Here is a 17609-nt window from a genome sequence, read left to right on the forward strand (position 1 = left end):
GTTTAGAAAGTTAAATTAACACCACCGGTAAATACCCTTAACGGACCCTGTCCTGCGCCCATATTTTCCGGGTCAAAATCTCCATATTTAGAAACGGTCAACAGATTTTGCCCTTGCAGATAAACATTGAGCCTTTTTAGGGCCAGACTTTTCAGTGTCCCGGTTGGGAAGGTATAGGAAATGTTTACATTGTTTAAACGCGCATAGGTTACCCGGGTATAGGCCCCGGTACTGTTGTTAAAATTTCCCTGTGCAAGAATGGCTAAGGTGCCTTGTATGGCGCGGGGAACGTCTGTAATGTCTCCGGGTTTTTGCCACCTTCTGAGATACACCGTAGAGGTGTTGTTGTTAAACATACCTGGCTGACTAAACAAGCCCTGGTAACTGAGCATATTTCTACCCATCTGACTGCTGAACGTAATAAATGCACTGACATTAAAACCTTTATAGCTAAAGGTATTCTGAAAACCTCCATAGTATTTCGGCGCCAGATCTATGAACTCTGTTCTGTCTTTGATTTCGTCCAGTCCTACACTGACAAAAGGAAGCCAGTCGCCGATGACGCCGTTCTTGTAGAAACTGTGGTTACCTGTTGCGGGATTAACACCACCATAGCTAAATAGCTTAACTCCTGTAGCTGGCTTACCAATCACCCAGTTGACGTTAGGAAGTGCTCCTCCCGAATTCGGATAAGCCGCCAATATGCTTTTTGGAATGGTGAAATTAAAGTTGCTGGTCCAGGTAAAGTCGCGGGTTTTAACATTGGTTGTACGTAGATCAAATTCATAACCCCAGTTTTTTAATACCGCGGGAGAATTTATATTCAGCAGGCTGAAGCCGGTAACACCCGACAATGGCTGGGCAACAAGCTGATTAGAAGTTTTGTTTTTATAGTAAGCCGCTTCGATACCAATGCGTCCATTCAGGAATTCCAGATTTACGGCAATCTCGCCTTTCTCATTTTTTTCCCATTGCAGTGAAGGATTTGCCAGGGCATTTGGCCTTAAGCCTACGCTACCTTGATAGGGTGATCCGCTGGCAAAGGTATTTAGGTAAAGGTAATTGCCAATTCCATCCCCACCAACGGTACCATAACTTCCTCTTATTTTCGCAAAGCTGACCACCTTTGACAAGGTATTTTTAAACCAGCTTTCTTCACTGAGGATCCAGGCGGCACCTATTGATCCGAATCCTCCCATCTGGTTATCACTTCCAAATTTTGTAGAACCATCATAACGGCCGTTTATATTTAAAATATATTTATCGGCCCAATTATAACGCACGATCCCAAAAAAGCCAAGGTACCGGTTTGGTGTCTGGTTGTAACTGGCGGTTACATTGACTTTGTCGGCAAAGCTGGGGTTGTACAACAAGTCATCGGATAGGAAATTACTTCCCGAAATAGAGTTGTTATAGTCTAAGCCGTCCTGAAAGGTTGCCCCTGAAGTTAAAGTGATCGTTCCTTTCTTTCCTAATTTGTGCGTGTAATTGATATTTGGCTCGAAGGTAAGTGTGCGGTTGTTGTAAAATTGTGCAATACTTGAAGTGGTGTAAGTGATGGCAGGATTGTAATAGGTACTGGGCATCCCATTCAATTGCTTAGAGGATAGAACGTTAAATCCAATATTTGTTTTGATGGTGAGCCCTTTTACCGGAGCATACTTTAATTCTGCATTGGAAATCAGGTTGTTGGTGATGTTTTTATTAATGATATTGAAAACCCGGGCAGCGTTATTTCCTGTTTCCCAGTTTAATTTTCCGTCTGGAAGGTATAACGAGGGCGCATTAGGTGCCGAGTACACATTAGCCCCTGCTGCAAAATCATAAGCCACCATATCATTTGTAGTGGAGGCATAACTTCCCGACAGGCTGATGTAGAATTTATGATCTTTGGTGTCGGAATTGAGATTAAAATTGATCCCACCCCTTCGGTTAGCACCTTTGATACTTTGTATATCTTTTTGTTTGTTATAACTGGCTCCGATTAAGAAACTCAGCCTTTCGGTCCCCCCGGAATAACTGGCATTGGCGTTGACGACCATCGCCTGTTTACCGCTGAATTCTTTTACCCAGTTGGTATTCCGGTCTGCCGGCCAGGTTCCATTGACATCCAAATCAGTAGGGCCTGGTGTTGCCTTATCATTGGCGAAAGCTTCCCGCCTTAATTCCAGATACTGTTCGATATTTAACAACTCAGGGCTTATCCCACGAACGGTGACACCGGAATTCATGTTCAGGTTAAATACTGGTTCTCCTGCTTTTCCTTTTTTTGTGGTGATTAACACTACCCCATATGCACCACGGGATCCGTAGATTGAGGTCGCATCCGCATCTTTAAGAAAATCGATACTTTCTATCATGGACATATCCAGATAGTCAAGTGCGTTTCCTCCTTTTAATTCATCGGAACTGAAATTGCCTAAAATCGGTAGTTTTCCACTGGGATAAGTTACCCCGTCTACCACAAATAAGGGTTGATTGTTTCCGGTAAGGGTATTTTTTCCTCTCATCGATATTTGGAAAGGCGATCCCGGGCGCCCGCTTTTTTGCTGTATGTATACCCCTGGAACATGATTTTGAACCGCCTGTAAGAGATTCGATACAGGATTTTTCATCAGTTCAGCGGCTTTGATCGTCGTGGAGTTACCGGTAGCGAGCCTCTTGGTGGTGATGCCATAGGCGAGGATCTGTACCTGGTCGAGTTCACTGGTTGCCACTTTTAACCTGATGATGATCGGGTTTTTTAGATTGTTTATAGAAAATTCCTGCGTGGTATAACCAATGTAACTGAACTGCAGGATGGCTGAGGGATCCGGAACCAGGATGCTGAACTTACCATCCTTATCGGTACTTACCTGCCGGACTGTGTTTTTTATCCTGATGTTTACGCCTTGAATAGTCTGGCCTTCTTCATCCAGGACTGTCCCGATTACCAAAGTTGGATTTTGGCTTATAGCTACAGCGGGAAGATCTGTTTTGGACTTCATACTGAGCACTATAATCTTATCTATAATCTGATAATTAACGGGAAGTTTGCCGAAAAGCGCTTCCAGTGCCTCTGTTAGTGTGGCATTTTTAAAGTTCACACTGACTTTAGGCATTGCCTTGATCAGTTCGGTGTTCGAAAAGAAATGGTAGCCACTTTGGCGTTCAATGCCGGAAATCACCGATTCCAGGCTTACATTTCTTTCCGTCATGTTTATATTCTGGCTATAAACAGACGCATGCAGCTGAATACAGCCGATGATCATTATAAAAGTGGTTAGCTTCATGATAATGAATAGTTTTCTAAACCCCGGAAGCTTTAAGTCCCAGAGTTTACAAATCGTGAAAAATTGCATACTTTTGTTAGGTTTGAGTTACTGATTTAGTCGATTGGTATTGGCGTAATAGCTAGTCTCAGACATTTGACCGGGTCATGGTTCGAACATGATCCGGTTATTCTGGTCCAGCTTAAGTGCAAAGCCTTGCCATGCTCCTTTTGTTGGTGGTTATTTTACAATAATTGTTTTCCCTTCTATTTTAAAATTAATTCCGCTTGCTTCCAGCACTTTTAGTACCCTGGATATTTTTACATTTCTGGATACTTTTCCTCTATAATGGCCTTCGGGTATTTTATCCTGATAAACTACCTCAATATCATACCATCTGCTAAGCTGGTTCATAATGGTTTTGATATCTGCATCCTGGAAACTAAACCATCCGTTTTTCCAGGCGATAACATCTTCCGTGTTCACCCTGCCGACAGTGATTTCAGGTGCTGCTCCTTTAATTTGCTGGTTTGAGCTAAGGGATTGTTGTCCTGGTCTCAGTATAACTTGTTGATCATCAATAGTTACCTTAACCTTTCCTTCCAGTAGTGTCGTGCTGAGAAAGGTCTCTTCAGGATAACTGTTGAGGTTGAAATGTGTGCCCAGTACAACGGTGGTTTGTCTTCCTGTGACCACATGAAAAGGCATATCGGGATTCTTTGCTACTTCGAAATACGCTTCTCCCGAAAGCGTTACCTCCCTCGTGCGACTTTTAAATGTGGTCGGATAGCGCAATGTGGAGGCCGCATTCAGGTATACCACACTTTGGTCGGGCAGAAGAACTTTAAATGTTTCTCCTTTAGCTGTAGAAAGTGTGTTGTACGCTATTTTGCCATCATCTTTACCAGGTAAGCGCTGATAGCTCAGTTCCCCATCGCCGGATTTTGTGATCGTTACACCGTGGTCTTCAGCAATTCTGCCATCGGTTTTATCCGCGACATAGATCTGGCTGCCGTTTGCCAATGTCAAGGTGGCCCCTTTTTTTCCAGGTGCAATATCGTTTGCATAACTGTCAATTGAGGAAATTTGCGGCTTATCTTTGTTGGTCAGTAAATAAATAACCAGACCGGTGATCAGCAGGATGGCTGCTGCGGCGGTAATTCTGGTCCATAGTTTTACCGGCTTCCTCGCCGGAGTTATAGTCTTATTCAGTCGTTGGTCGATATTCGCCTTAATGGCGAGCTTTAGTTTTATTTTCTCATTATCATTCAGCAGGGCGGTTACACTGGGTTCGGCCATAAATAACTGGTAATAACTATACAGAAACTGTTGTTCCTCTGCAGAGGCTTTCCCCTCAATGTATTTTGACAAAATGTCTAAAAACTGCTTCTTTTCCATTTGTAATTTCAGCTATATAACAACATGAGTACGCCAAAGGGAAAAGTCCCATTCAAAAGGAAGATTTTTTTTTACAAAAAGACAGATCTTAATACGGTTAACTATCCTGGTTCTGGTTTAGTAAAATGGCGATCGACAAAAGTGAAGCCCTGAGTATAGTGATGGCCCTGGTTAATTGATTTTGCACGGTCTTTCGGGCGATCTTAAGTTCCTGCGCAATTTTTAAGGTGCTCAGATCTTCATGATAGTGCATCCGGAAAATAGTTTGCTGGGCAGGGGGGAGGGAGCTCACCAGTGATTCATAATTTCTGAAGAATTCTTCCTGCAGGATCTTTGCGTCTGCCTGTGGGCAATACGTCCTTGCTTCTAAGATGAGGTCTGTTATCGGAAGGAAGCGGCTGTTTATTTTAAGCTGCCTGAAAACATTATTCCGGCAGGCAGAAAACAGGTAGGCTTCCAGATTGTCAATATAATTGGTTGCTCTGTGGGTCCAGAGGGAGATAAAAACATCCTGTGTGATGTCTTTGGCTAAAATTCCGTCGTTGAGCTTTTTAAAAGCCTGATCATATACCCTATCCCAGTGCTTTTCATACAAACAGTCAAACGCATTCCAATCTCCGCCGCGTAGCATTACTAATAATTGCTGATCTGTATGGCTGCTGTAATCGGACATAAACCGGGGAATCTCTATATACAATTTACGAAATTTCGCGGGACAAAGCTGTATAATATTTATCACATTCTCAAAAGACAAATTTTAAATTCTTGAGAAAAACGAGGCAAAAGAGCAGCTGAGAGTTGTGGAATACAAGATGATTAAGTTTTTCTGTTTTTAAATTACAGGGTGATTTCGGCCGAAAAGATCGGATCATGTGGATTTTTAAAGTTAATCAGCAGGTTTTTCGCCTGCTGATTAATTAAGGGGCTGCTGCTATTCTGGTTTTTTCGGTTTCTTATTTTTCTTCTGCCGGATCAGGTGTTCTATCTCTGATCTGAGAAAATACTTTTTTCCGCCTATTATTTTAGGAACAAATGTTCCATCCATTAATCTTCGCCTGTAGGTGGATGGTCCGATATGCATGAGCTCCATAAATTCTTTAAGGTCCAGAATTTCGTCTTTTGGGGGAGAAATCAGTTGAACGGGTTGCGCGGGGCTGTTTTGCCGCTCTGCTAATTGTTGGAATAGGGAACCGTGTTCCTTAAGGAGGGTAATGATGGTGGAGAGAAAATCGTGTAAATGCATTTGTGTGTGTCTTTAGGGTGATTGATTGGATTAGTGACTTTTGAAATGAGCTTTCAGGATTTTAAAAAGGTTGCTGAATCTGGTCTGACTACCTAGGTACAAACTGATCCTTAAACCTGTGATTTCGTGCTGTGGAATTAGATTTGGATCAGGCGGGTCATAAAATCCGGAATCAATTAACTTGGGGATCAAGGTGCTGATGTCGCTGGGGAAATGGATAAAAATGAAGATCCCTGCCCTGGTGTCCGACAAAGCCGCATAATCGGTCAATTGCATGCTTTTAAAGAGCTTTTTTGCTTTTTTTTGAATACTGCATAACAAGGAGTTTACCTTACGGATGATGCGCTGAAATATTCCCTCCTGAAATAATCTGATCATCGCCCTTTCAAAATGAACGTCCCAGGTTTCATAGAGGTACTTTGATTTTAGGAGGATATGATCGATGAAATTTTTGGGTGCCAGAACAAAACCCAGTTTATGGAGCCATGGTGTGTGCCTGCTGACTGAACTGATATAGATGACCTTTGCTTTTTCGTCTTTATCAAACAGGGATCTGCCGGGAGTACTGTAATAACATCCGTGTTCTTCGTTATGTTCCAGGATCGCAAAGTTATAGAGGTAGGAGAGTTGCAGTAAACGATCCCTTCGGTTGGGGCTGAGGTAGATCATATCCGGATACTGTCCTGCGGGTTCAATATAGACCAGTTTTATGCGTGTCATCTTGCAATGTGCTTCAACCTGAGTCATCCTGATTCCCTGCTGATCTGAACTGATTTCTATGATTTCAGCACCTGTAGATCTGATGAGTTCTTTAAGTCTTGAATCGCATTTCCCGGAAAGGATTACTTTGTCTTCTTTGCTCAATAAGGAATGCAGCACAATCCTTAAAGCCATTCCTGCACCTGGAATAATGGCTAGATGTGAGGGTTGAATATTCAGGCAACGGCTTCTGACTTCCCGATGTACCAGGCGGTGAAAATCGGGATCAGGCATGCGCTTGGTTTGTGCCGGCTCTCCGGTAGAACATTCATGTAATTCTTCATACCGCAAAGCCGGTTTAGGCAGGTTGAATACCTGATGGCCGGGATAGTATGGGCCGAGGGTAATAAAGGTGTCTTCAGGCAGCTGCTGTTCATTGAAACTAAAGTCCGCAACTTGTTTTAGCGGGGATTTTTCGTATTCATCGGGCAGTGCATCAGGGCTTATAAAAGTTCCAATCTTTCCTTTGGTATATAAGATGCCTGTCTTGCAAAGCGCCTTGTAGGCAGCTTCTACATCATGATACAATTTGTCCAGTTTGTTGTGCCTTGCCAGGCTGTTTGCAAGCTCCTGGATTCCCGGCATACGGAGGTTGTGAGGTCCGTGTCCTTTTTTAATTTTAGCTTCAATCTGAACCTGGATTTGTCGGGGAAAGGTAATTTTGTCGCCCGTTAATCTGAGATTTTCATACCATAATTTTTCCATGTAATTTTTATTAAATTATTTAAAATACTTTTTAATTTGAATACTAAAATAATCTATTGTTAAATATTGTTGTAATTTTTGATTTAAGATTCATGGTCTTGGTGGGTATCCATATGCAATTCGTCATTCTTATCCATGAACGGAAGGAGAGGTGTTTTTGTTGTCTTTTTTCAGGGGAAAAATAGAAAATGTGTATAGTTTTTTCTGCTGATTTTCTATTCTTATATGGTGATTTTTTTGTGTTTGTTGGAATTGTTGGTTATGCTATTTATGGTCTTTATTTATGTATTAAGGCTGATTTTGCTTTGGTTTTTCCTGATTCAGGGTTCGTTCGAAGTCGACAGGCTTTTTACTCGGTCTAAGCTCGGTCTATACTCGGTGCTAACTCGGTCAGGAGCGGGTTGAAGTCGGGTGGCTATTGGGTGAAAGTCGGCTGAGCAAAAAGAGAGGTTGCAATATGGTCCGTACTTTTTAGTATGTTAGTATATCTTTTAATTAAATAAAAATATTATGGCAAGAAATAAAAATGGAATTTTAGGTGGTTTTAGTGGTAAAGTCGGCACGGTTGTCGGCTATAATTCTTACGGTGTTGACTGGATGAGAGGTTTACCCGAGCGCACAGCTCCGGCTACAATCGCGGAAATGAAGAACAGAGCGCAGTTTAAGCTCGTACAGGATACTTTAAATTGCTGCAAGGAATTGATTAAGGTTGGGTTTAATAACTACTGGACCAAGACGGGAGGTATGAGGGGCGCAGTTTCTTATAACAAAATGTTTGCGGTGAAGGAAGAAGAAAATGGGTACACGATTGATCCGGAAGAATTTAAATTTAGCGGTGGTAGCCTTCCTGGTTTGAAAGATGTGAAGGTGGCGTTGGAAGGTAAGGATGTGCTGAGGTTTCATTGGGATATGGAAATTGGTCCGGATGCTTCAGCGCAGGATCAGGTGATGATGTTGGCTATTGATTTGGAAGGTAGGAAGAGTTGTTATGTTGCTTATGGTGGTTTTAGAAATTCCGGAACTGATGTGCTGAGGCTTTCTGATGATTTAGCAGGTAAGGAAGTGCATGTTTATATGGCTGTTATAGCAAGAGACAGGTCCAGGCAATCGAATAGCCAATATTCAGGAATGGTCGTCGCCAAATGAGCTATGCGGGACAGGCCATAAATATGAGCTGATGCAGAGTTATCTGCATCAGCTAAACAATTTTTTTTATAGATCAATAAGCTCAATATATTCCTTCATTACCTTATTTATACTTAAACCAGACCGTGGCTTTACAGTCTTTGTCGGCAATGGCTTTTACCCAATGGGCACTAAATCCGGCCGGAAAAACGTGGTTCAGGGTTTGTCCCGCTTTCAGCGCAAAAGTTTTATAAGTATAAAAGCCAGTCAGGTCGAAATTTATTTCCAGCGTGATATTAACATCTTTGTCGGCCGTAATAGAAACCGTTTTATGATCATAACCTGTCATCAGATAGGGTAAGGAAGCAGTTTTCGCTTTTACGTCGGTGTTTTTCCATACTCCGCCTTCGCCGACTGGTTTGCCCATTTTCCAGATATCATCTATAGCACCATACCATAGGCCATTGGTTCCTGTCCCAAAGTAATGGCCATCTGCTCCGGCATTCAGTTTTGTTCCGCTCAGCACCAATAATCCCCTCCAGGTACAAAAGTCAACGATTTTCTTTTTGTGTGTAGCAATAGGGCGGATGGCTACCAGACCAGATTCGCGGCCTGCTTCATAAAATGTGCCCTGAATATTTAACATAAAGCGTTCCGATTCAATTTCTCTTTTTACTCTCGATGCAAAAGTTTCGTAAACACCAGAATTTAGTGGTAAGCGGAAGGTTCCTGTTTTGTCCTTAATCATTACCGAAGCATCATCAACAGTATAGGTCTTATCCAATGCCAGCAGTGCTTCCATCTGTTTTGTACTGTCGGCAATATTGGATACGACCTGTAATTTTTCATCAATTTCGCTGTACTGTTTTTTACTATTTGAAATGTTCAATACCTGCAGGTTTTTGTTGTGTCCGGCTGGGCGTATTAAATTTTCATTTACAGCTACTTTCTCGTTGATGCCTGCAATTGAATTGAACATGGCATCCTGTTTCTCCTGCATTTTTCCGGTAAAGTGAAAAAATGCCGAAGCAGTACATGCTGCATCGGTCTTAAAACGTACCCAGTTTGCATTAAAATTTGCCGGGAATATAAAATATTGATAGCCGTTTGCAGGAACTACGATCGTCTTATAATCTTCCCATTTGTTGTTTCCCGATTTATCCAGTTGTATCGTAAAACTTACGGTATGGTTTGAACTTTGTGCCAGATGCAAAACTTTATGGTCAAAGCCTTTTACCAGAAAAGGATCAGATACCTCAGCTGCTTTTACTTCATCTTTATCCCAAGGGCCTCCCCAGCCTGTAGCTCCGCCCCAGTTTTTTAGGTCGCTCCATTGGCCAAACCAAAGGTTAGACTGTGCGCGCCCGGCCATAGGGTTTTCCAATACCGTAGTTTCATCCGTAGCAAATACAATTTGGTTGTTCCAGCTGCAAAAATCAGGGATGTAACGTAAATGGCTGCTTACAGGAGTGATGCCTGCACTGTTGTTTCTGGAAAAGGTTTTTGGGAAATCGTATAACATGCCATGCATATCCATTAGCATTTTACCATTTCCAACCTCCCTGATTCTTGGCCATTCCGTATACCAGCCTCCTCTGTGATCGTAAGTACGGGCCGCTTTTGGCAAACGATAGGTATACCATTTCCCATCGTCCAGGAGTTTAAGCATGACCGAACGTTTGTCCCAGCCGATGCTCCAAAGCGGACTTTTATCTGTCGGCGAGCCGTATATACCTCCCGGACCGGTTACATCAGTAAACTGCCTGCGTGCGATGATCTTCCAGTCTTTACCATCCCAGCTGGCCAAAACACCTTTATCCTCTTCGTTTTGAGGGAGGTCCCCAGCTTCAAGCATTTCCTTTTTTAACTTAAAAACAGCGTCTTCCCCATTATTGGCAACTACCAATTGCTTTTGAGCAGTATATGCACCCTTGCCATGCCAACCTGGAACAGGCTTATTGAAAAGCTTTTTTACAGCGAGCGTGTGTACATTAGCTTCATATAGCATGCCCTCCATATCATAAAAGTAAACCATGTTCGCGGGGTCAGTTAAATGTGCTGCGGTTGCAGTCATCCTTCCGGGCATCACAGAAAAAGGAATGGTCCTTACTGTTCCCTTTTTATCGATGAAGTAATTGCTGGTAATCAATTGTCCGGATGCGTTATGGATCATCCTGTTCGCAGGTGTTCCGCCAATACTTTCAGGATGAATAGTGACGTTCAATTGATCATCCACACTATATAATTTATCAGAACTCCCTTTTGGCAGGTGAGGGGAATAAGTTACCATCCATAATTTACCAGCCCAGGGGGTAATGGCGCCAATGCCATTTTCTCCGCCATCACCATTGGTTTTCCTTTTGCTTCCCGGCAAGGTCCAGCCTTCATTAAAAGTTGCCAGGTGGGGATATACACCACTTATCTGTAGGGGTTTTGCCGGGTTTTGTGCCATAACGTTGATCGCTAAAAAGGCAGCACTGACTACCACCGGTAGTTTGAGTTTAGAAATTTTCATCAATTATTAGGTTAATTCTTGTGTATTTTGTTTAGTTTCAGCCCTGACTTTTCAGCACCATTCTGATGATATTGAAATACTCAGCTTTTATGTAAATTTATAAGACGTCGACAAGCAAATCCTAAAAGCAGATACCCAAAGTGCCAACCAATATTATTCATAAGACAATAGGTTATAAAACAGTATCTTATATTAAATGAAAACCAATTCTGTACAAGCTGAAAACTCAGTTTTTTTTCAACAACTAGACATCTGCTGCCAGAAAATCGCGCAGAAGATTGGACAGGAAAATATAGCAGAATGGAAAAATAGTGACTATATCAGTCTTAACAGACTGTTGCACCGGGAAACGAAGGTTAATCTGAGTGAGAATACTTTAAAAAGAATATTCGGAAAACTTAAAACATCCACAAGGTATTATCCGCAAAAGGCCACCAGAGATGCGCTGGCTCAGTTTATAGGTTTCCGGGATTGGTACGAATTTGAATTGCTCCATCAGGTAAGCGTAGAAAAACCTGTACCTGAGCAGGTCGGGACCGCGCAACCATCTCCGGCGAAACCGAAGGATAAAAAGAAAAAACAGACCTTTTATCTAAGTATGCTGGTTTTATTTGTTCTTGGCCTGGTTGGCCTGATTTATTTGTACACACAGCACAGTCAGGTTACCAATGTTCAACTGATTTGCCTTAACCCCAACGGACAAAGCCCGCACTCCGCCATTTTTAAACTGGGAGTAAAGGGAGCACTAAAAGAAGATCCTTCACTGTTCACTATTGATTTTGCTGATGCAAGGTTACGAAGGGCAAAATTCAGTGACAGCCTGATTAATCATTATTATGAAACACCAGGCAGGTATTTTCCCGTTCTGTATTATCGGGGTACCGCTTTAGATACCACCTCCGTGTATCTGCAAAGCGAGGGCTGGAGCAGTATTGCAACCTTACAGCACGATACAACCAGAGTCTATCCGATCCAAAGGAATGAATCGGAAAATGCCAGTTATCATCATGTTACTTCAACAGAGGTACTCCATGCCGGAGTAGATACGAGCAAAACTTTTTTTGTTTCTTTTGCGAATGTGAAGCCTACCAATATCAGTGCAGATCATCTTGAATTCAGCAGCTTTATTAAAACCTCTGCTAACCGGCCAGGCGTACGTTGTTCTCAAACCGATATCATTATTTATGGGGAAAAGGACTGGCATTCCTTCGGAATCATCAAGCCACAATGTGCTGCCTGGGCAGCATTTAAATTCTCCGAGCTGAGTCAGGATGGCGGGAAGACCGACCTGAGGGCGCTGGGGCATGACCTCAGTAAAGGCGGAAACCTTCGCGTCCGCATTGAAAATCAGAACGTTCATATTTTTATAAACAATCGGGAAATTTTCAAAACCAGGTATACCCGGCCTATCGGTAAATTTATGGGAATAAAAATCGTGTTTGCCGGAATCGGTTCTTTCAGGGATTTTAAATTACACGATCTTAAAACCGGAGAAATCTTTTAAGTACCTCGAATATCATCGGCAATCGCCACAAAAATTCATGACTCCACATATGCAAGGGCAGGCTTGCTTGTACATTTGATTTGTTTTGCATGTTGTAAGTGTCTTGTATTCAGTGTTTTGTTGTGTACAATCTTTTGCTTGTTCTTTTGGATAATGCGATTCAATCTTTATTGCCCTGATCCGGGGTAGATTTACTTCAAGAGGATAGGGCTGGGATCATGAACCCCGAAAACGGTTGCTCATCCGAAAACAACCAAATACCAAAACCAAACAAATGAATAAAATTTTTACCAGATTCTTAACCGGCTTGGTAACTGTTCAAATCGTTGCATCCGGCTTTCATGCCTATGGAAATGCACATTTTGTTCCAGGCAAAACAGGGGGACTGGAAATCCCCAAAAACATTTTTTTTAAGCCCATTAAGGGGAAAATTACCGACGAGAAAGGTTTAGGCCTTCCCGGGGCAACGGTGACTGTAAAAGGAACCAAAAGAGCGGTCGGCACAGACAGTAAGGGCCAGTTCAGCATCGAAGCGAATGCCGGGGATGTGCTGCTGGTTACTTTTACAGGTTACGTAACGGCGGAAATCAGGATTTCATCTCAGGAGAACGTTAGTTTGATGCTTAAAGAAGACAATAGTGAGCTCAATGAGGTGGTGGTGGTCGGTTTCGGTCAGCAGAAAAAGATCAGTGTTACCGCTGCGATATCTACCGTATCCTCTAAAGATCTGAAGCAATCGCCTGTGGCCAACCTGAGCAATGCAATGATGGGGCGTTTGCCGGGTTTAATCGGACAGCAGACCTCAGGTGATCCTGGCAGGGACGCCGCAACTTTATTAATCAGGGGGCAGGGGACTTACAACAACGCCTCTCCACTGGTTTTGGTGGATGGTATTGAACGTAGCTTCAATACTATAGACCCAAATGAAGTAGAGAACATCAGTATCTTAAAAGATGCTTCCGCTACAGCAGTATATGGTGTAAGGGGAGCAAACGGCGTGATTTTAGTGACCACCAGACGTGGTGCATTAGGCAAGACTGTGGTGAACATTACCGGAAATAATGCCATACAAGAGCCTACCCGTTTACCCAATTACCTGGATGCTTACAATTACTCGCTGTTGTTAAATGAAGCCTATGCCAATGAGGGGAAAGGGGCTTTTTTTGCGTACAGTCAGACAGATTTAGAGGGCTATAAAAATCATACAGATCCATATCTATATCCGGATGTAGACTATATGAAAGAGTTTCTAAAACCTGTTGCACAGCAATACACGATTAATGCGAACGTATCCGGGGGTACTAAAATTGCCAAATATTTTGTTTCGGGCAGCTATTTTTCACAGGATGGTTTGTATAAACATACCGGCACAGATGAAAATGCTTTTAACGGTGATTTAAACTACAACCGCTATAATTTCCGGTCTAATGTTGATCTGGATGTGACCCCGAGTTTGCGCATATCGGCAAATTTTGCCGCAAGGGCAGAAACAAGGAACGGGCCTGCGTCGTCAACATCAACCTTGTTCAGTTCACTGGTTGCTTTTCCTCCCAATAGCGCGCCCTTAACCAACCCTGATGGTACTTATGGTTACAACTTCAGGCAGGCCAATGTATTGGCGCAGTTCAGGTCGGGTTTTTCTAAAGAATATAACAACAAATTAGAGGGGACAGTGGTCCTGGATTATAAATTGACTTCCTTGCTTAAAGGTCTAAGTTTTAAGACGAATTTATCCTTTACCAATGAATATATACATACCATTACCCGTTCTTATGCCGACTATTTAAAATATAAAATATTAGGTAAAAATCCTGATGGGACGTATATCTATAGCGAAGCTGCAGGAGCTTATAACCCAACACTAGGCTTCTCCCAGGCTTTTGATCCTGATGTGGCCAGAACTGCTTATGTAGAAGCAGGGTTAAATTACACGAATAGTTTTGGGAAAAACACAGTAACGGGCTTAATTTTAGCAAACAGAAGCAGGAAAATAAGAAACAACGCGGCTTACGACTGGCCATTTTCTTATCAGGGGATTGTAGGCAGGGTTACTTATAATTATGACGACAGGTATTTTGCGGAGGCAAATTTAGGTTACAATGGCTCCGAAAATTTCCCGACGGATAAGAAATATGGGCTTTTTCCATCTATATCTGCCGGCTGGGTACTCTCTAATGAAGCTTTTTTAAAGCCAGTCAAATGGATTAGTTTATTAAAATTCAGGGGCTCTTACGGACAGGTGGGGAACGATAAATATGGAGAGGAAACCAATGCAACCGACCGCTTTTTGTTTATTCAAAACTCTTTCACCACCGGTTCCGGTTATTCGTTCGGTTTAACAAACAACAATGCCGTAGCAGGTTTTACAGAGGGCGCATTCGGAAATCCAATTGTGACCTGGGAAAAAGCCAACAAAGCCAATATTGGTTTGGAAAGTACTTTTTTTAACAACAAAATCACGTTGAATGCAGATGTGTTCTACGATAAGCGAAATAACATTTTAACGAGGTATGGGAATATCCCTGCCACTTTTGGGCAGACCTCACCAATTGTTAACCTCGGCACCGTAGAAAACAAAGGATATGAGCTGGAGCTGGGCTATAATAATAAAATAAACAGCTTTGGTTATACCATTAAAGCTAATTTCAACTATGCCCGTAATAAGATCATTTTCAGAGATGAACCTCAGACAAAATATCCCTGGATGCGCCGTACAGGACAAGCGATCAGACAACTTTGGGGTTACCAGACCGCAGGTTTCTTTAACAGCGAAGCCGAAATAGAGGGCTGGGCCAAAACCACTTTTGATCCGGGGCCACTGGGCAAACTGCAACCAGGTGATTTTAAGTATGTAGATCAAAATGGGGATGGCCTGATTGACATTTACGATCAGGTACCTATTGGCAACCCAACCACCCCTGTGCTGACCTTTGGTGGTACGATAGGTTTTAACTATAAAAACTTCGATTTTAGTCTGTTAATACAAGGAGCCGGAAAGACATCGATGCGGCGGACGCTGGAAGCCGCCTACGAATTTTTTAACAAAGGTAAGGTGATGGACCTGCATTTAGGAAGGTGGACGCCAGCTACTGCTGCAACGGCTACTTACCCGCGCTTATCCTCTTCTCCAAGTGCTGGTCAGCACAATTATGTGGACAACGACTTTTTCTTAATTGATGCAGGATACCTGCGCATCAAATCAGCGGAGCTGGGTTACACTTTGCCAAATGGCTGGATAGAAAAAATAGGCTTGAAAAATGCCAGGATCTATGCCAGTGGATTCAACTTATACACCTGGGATAAAATAGACTATTTAGATCCGGAGAATAGGGATTTAAGGGCCTGGTACTATCCACAACAACGCATCTTTAATTTCGGTGCCAGTGTTTCTTTCTAACCTAAAAGACTAAGAAAATGAAAAGAACAACCATATATACTTTACTGTTTTTAATTCCGGTATTGCTATTCAGCGCTTGTAAAAAGGATTTTTTATCGGCTCCTCCGGTAAATTCTATCGATGCTAAAGCCATTTTTAGCAATCAGGTACAAACTGCTGGTTTTTTAGCTAATATTTATTCAGAACTGGCAGGTGGTCCTGATGAATTCGGGGCAGGTACAGGATTTACCAATATGTGTGATGAAGCGGAGGCCGGCTACCCTTATTATGCCTCTAATGCCAGCAACATTGGTTCATTTAACGGGGGTAACAACCCGGATAATGCGACATTAACTAATAATTACCGCAAAATCAGAAAGTGTAACATCATGCTTTCCAATAAAGAGCTGATGACCTTCAGTCCTGAAGTAAAAACGCAATACCTGGCAGAAGCCCGTTTCTTAAGAGCCTTCTTTTTTACTGAACTCGTACGGAAGTTCGGAGGAATGCCTATTGTAACCTCGCCTGTAGATTATGAGCAGATTAAAGATTTTGATGCACAGGCCGAACTTAAGAAAAAGATCAAACGGAACAGCTATGAAGAATGTGTGACATTCATCGTTAAGCAACTTGATTCCGCTGCTGCTGACCTGAGCTGGTCGCCGGCCGGAGATTTGGAAAGAGGAAGGGTAACCCGTGCTGCTTGTTTAGCCCTTAAGGCAAAAGTGCTGCTGTATGCAGCGAGCCCCCTGTTTAACGGATCAGGAGATGAGATCACAGGTTACGCCACAGCAGATGCCAACCGCTGGGTAACGGCCCGTGATGCAGCCCGTGATTTTTTTGTTCAAAATGCAGCAGGCGCCAATTGGTATGGTCTTTATGAAGGTGGTTTTGGTAAACTGTTTACGGAATCCAGAGACCCTAACAACAAAGAAATTATCTGGTACAGACAAGGTTCCAGTCAGGACAACACCTATTTCAACCCACCAAACCGATTGGGTGGTTTTACAGGCTTTGATGTTTCACTCAATCTGGTAGATAAGTTTGAAATGAAATCAGGCTTGCCGATCAACGCAACTGGTTCAGGTTATAACGAACAGCAATGGTGGGTAGATCGTGATCCGCGTTTGGCTTTTAGTGTGTTAAGGAATGGCGATTTGTGGAGAGGAAACACGATGGAATTCTGGATCAAAGATGTTTCGAACAACAACCTGCCGGGTTTGGACTGGGGGAGCCAAAACAAAACGGGCATGACCATTAAGAAATTTCAACGCCCTGATAACGGAACCATTGTGACCAAATACCATTATATCCGATTGGCTGAAGTATACCTCATGCTTGCTGAAGCTGCAAACGAAGTTGATGGGCCCACTGCAGAAGTTTATGCCGCGGTGAATGCGGTAAGAAACAGACCTACGGTTGGTATGCCGGCTTTACCTGCAGGCTTAACCAAAGAGCAGATGCGCTCCCGTATTCAGAATGAAAGGGCGGTAGAACTGGCCTTTGAAAATCAACGTTATTTTGACGTCAGACGCTGGAAGATTGCCGAACAAACCGATAACGGCCCTTTTCAGGGATTTGAAATTGAGAAAAATGGTGCTGTGATCAAGCATACCCGTTATACGCTGGAGATCAGGAAGTTTTTCCCAAGGATGTACCTGTACCCGATACCTGAGGTAGAGATCTTTAAAGGAGCAAACATTACACAAAATCCAGGTTACTGATTTTTAACG

Annotated in this window: 10 protein-coding genes; 4 read left to right on the forward strand and 6 right to left on the reverse strand. The window is 42.7% G+C overall.

Annotated elements, in window-relative coordinates; genetic code table 11:
- Positions 1–2: 2 nt before the first annotated feature.
- From BLQ87_RS05845 to BLQ87_RS05865, 5 genes are all read right to left on the reverse strand, one after another.
- A complete protein-coding gene (locus BLQ87_RS05845; protein WP_176832988.1) occupies positions 3–3197 on the reverse strand; it encodes a SusC/RagA family TonB-linked outer membrane protein in 3195 nt (1064 codons plus the stop codon).
- Between the two features lie 294 nt (positions 3198–3491).
- Positions 3492–4649: a FecR family protein gene (locus tag BLQ87_RS05850; protein WP_074605210.1), complete on the reverse strand. Its 1158-nt coding sequence runs from the start codon at positions 4647–4649 to the stop codon at positions 3492–3494.
- A gap of 97 nt (positions 4650–4746) precedes the next feature.
- On the reverse strand, positions 4747–5322 hold the full coding sequence (locus BLQ87_RS05855) for an RNA polymerase sigma factor (protein WP_074605211.1): 576 nt from the start codon (positions 5320–5322) through the stop codon (positions 4747–4749).
- Positions 5323–5580: 258 nt separating this feature from the next.
- Positions 5581–5892, reverse strand: a complete 312-nt coding sequence (locus BLQ87_RS05860; RefSeq protein ID WP_074605212.1) for a helix-turn-helix transcriptional regulator — start codon at positions 5890–5892, stop codon at positions 5581–5583.
- Between the two features lie 30 nt (positions 5893–5922).
- The gene (locus BLQ87_RS05865) at positions 5923–7356 is read right to left on the reverse strand and encodes an aminotransferase-like domain-containing protein (RefSeq protein ID WP_074605213.1); all 1434 of its coding nucleotides are present in this window, start codon (positions 7354–7356) and stop codon (positions 5923–5925) included.
- A gap of 510 nt (positions 7357–7866) precedes the next feature.
- Between BLQ87_RS05865 and BLQ87_RS05870 the strand changes: the two genes are divergently transcribed.
- Entirely contained in the window at positions 7867–8502 is a 636-nt protein-coding gene (locus tag BLQ87_RS05870; RefSeq protein ID WP_074605214.1) for a DUF6266 family protein, read from the forward strand.
- 103 nt (positions 8503–8605) lie between these two features.
- On the opposite strand, the gene BLQ87_RS05875 is transcribed toward BLQ87_RS05870, so the two are convergent.
- On the reverse strand, positions 8606–10996 hold the full coding sequence (locus tag BLQ87_RS05875; RefSeq protein WP_074605215.1) for a hypothetical protein: 2391 nt from the start codon (positions 10994–10996) through the stop codon (positions 8606–8608).
- Between the two features lie 196 nt (positions 10997–11192).
- Between BLQ87_RS05875 and BLQ87_RS05880 the strand changes: the two genes are divergently transcribed.
- From BLQ87_RS05880 to BLQ87_RS05890, 3 genes are all read left to right on the forward strand, one after another.
- Entirely contained in the window at positions 11193–12500 is a 1308-nt protein-coding gene (locus tag BLQ87_RS05880; protein ID WP_074605216.1) for a hypothetical protein, read from the forward strand.
- A 274-nt stretch (positions 12501–12774) separates the two neighbouring features.
- The gene (locus BLQ87_RS05885; protein ID WP_074605217.1) at positions 12775–15897 is read left to right on the forward strand and encodes a SusC/RagA family TonB-linked outer membrane protein; all 3123 of its coding nucleotides are present in this window, start codon (positions 12775–12777) and stop codon (positions 15895–15897) included.
- A 17-nt stretch (positions 15898–15914) separates the two neighbouring features.
- Positions 15915–17600, forward strand: a complete 1686-nt coding sequence (locus tag BLQ87_RS05890; protein WP_074605218.1) for a RagB/SusD family nutrient uptake outer membrane protein — start codon at positions 15915–15917, stop codon at positions 17598–17600.
- Positions 17601–17609: the final 9 nt, after the last annotated feature.

Origin of the sequence: Pedobacter steynii, assembly GCF_900103665.1 — a bacterium.
GTDB lineage: Bacteria > Bacteroidota > Bacteroidia > Sphingobacteriales > Sphingobacteriaceae > Pedobacter > Pedobacter steynii.

What these genes read in the sequence shown, in the direction of transcription:
- BLQ87_RS05860 (WP_074605212.1), bottom strand. Translation starts at nt 5,892, where the DNA reads ATGCATTTACACGATTTTCTCTCCACCATCATTACCCTCCTTAAGGAA.
- BLQ87_RS05890 (WP_074605218.1), top strand. Translation starts at nt 15,915, where the DNA reads ATGAAAAGAACAACCATATATACTTTACTGTTTTTAATTCCGGTATTG.
- BLQ87_RS05845 (WP_176832988.1), bottom strand. Translation starts at nt 3,197, where the DNA reads ATGACGGAAAGAAATGTAAGCCTGGAATCGGTGATTTCCGGCATTGAA.
- BLQ87_RS05855 (WP_074605211.1), bottom strand. Translation starts at nt 5,322, where the DNA reads ATGTCCGATTACAGCAGCCATACAGATCAGCAATTATTAGTAATGCTA.
- BLQ87_RS05870 (WP_074605214.1), top strand. Translation starts at nt 7,867, where the DNA reads ATGGCAAGAAATAAAAATGGAATTTTAGGTGGTTTTAGTGGTAAAGTC.
- BLQ87_RS05865 (WP_074605213.1), bottom strand. Translation starts at nt 7,356, where the DNA reads ATGGAAAAATTATGGTATGAAAATCTCAGATTAACGGGCGACAAAATT.
- BLQ87_RS05875 (WP_074605215.1), bottom strand. Translation starts at nt 10,996, where the DNA reads ATGAAAATTTCTAAACTCAAACTACCGGTGGTAGTCAGTGCTGCCTTT.
- BLQ87_RS05880 (WP_074605216.1), top strand. Translation starts at nt 11,193, where the DNA reads ATGAAAACCAATTCTGTACAAGCTGAAAACTCAGTTTTTTTTCAACAA.
- BLQ87_RS05850 (WP_074605210.1), bottom strand. Translation starts at nt 4,649, where the DNA reads ATGGAAAAGAAGCAGTTTTTAGACATTTTGTCAAAATACATTGAGGGG.
- BLQ87_RS05885 (WP_074605217.1), top strand. Translation starts at nt 12,775, where the DNA reads ATGAATAAAATTTTTACCAGATTCTTAACCGGCTTGGTAACTGTTCAA.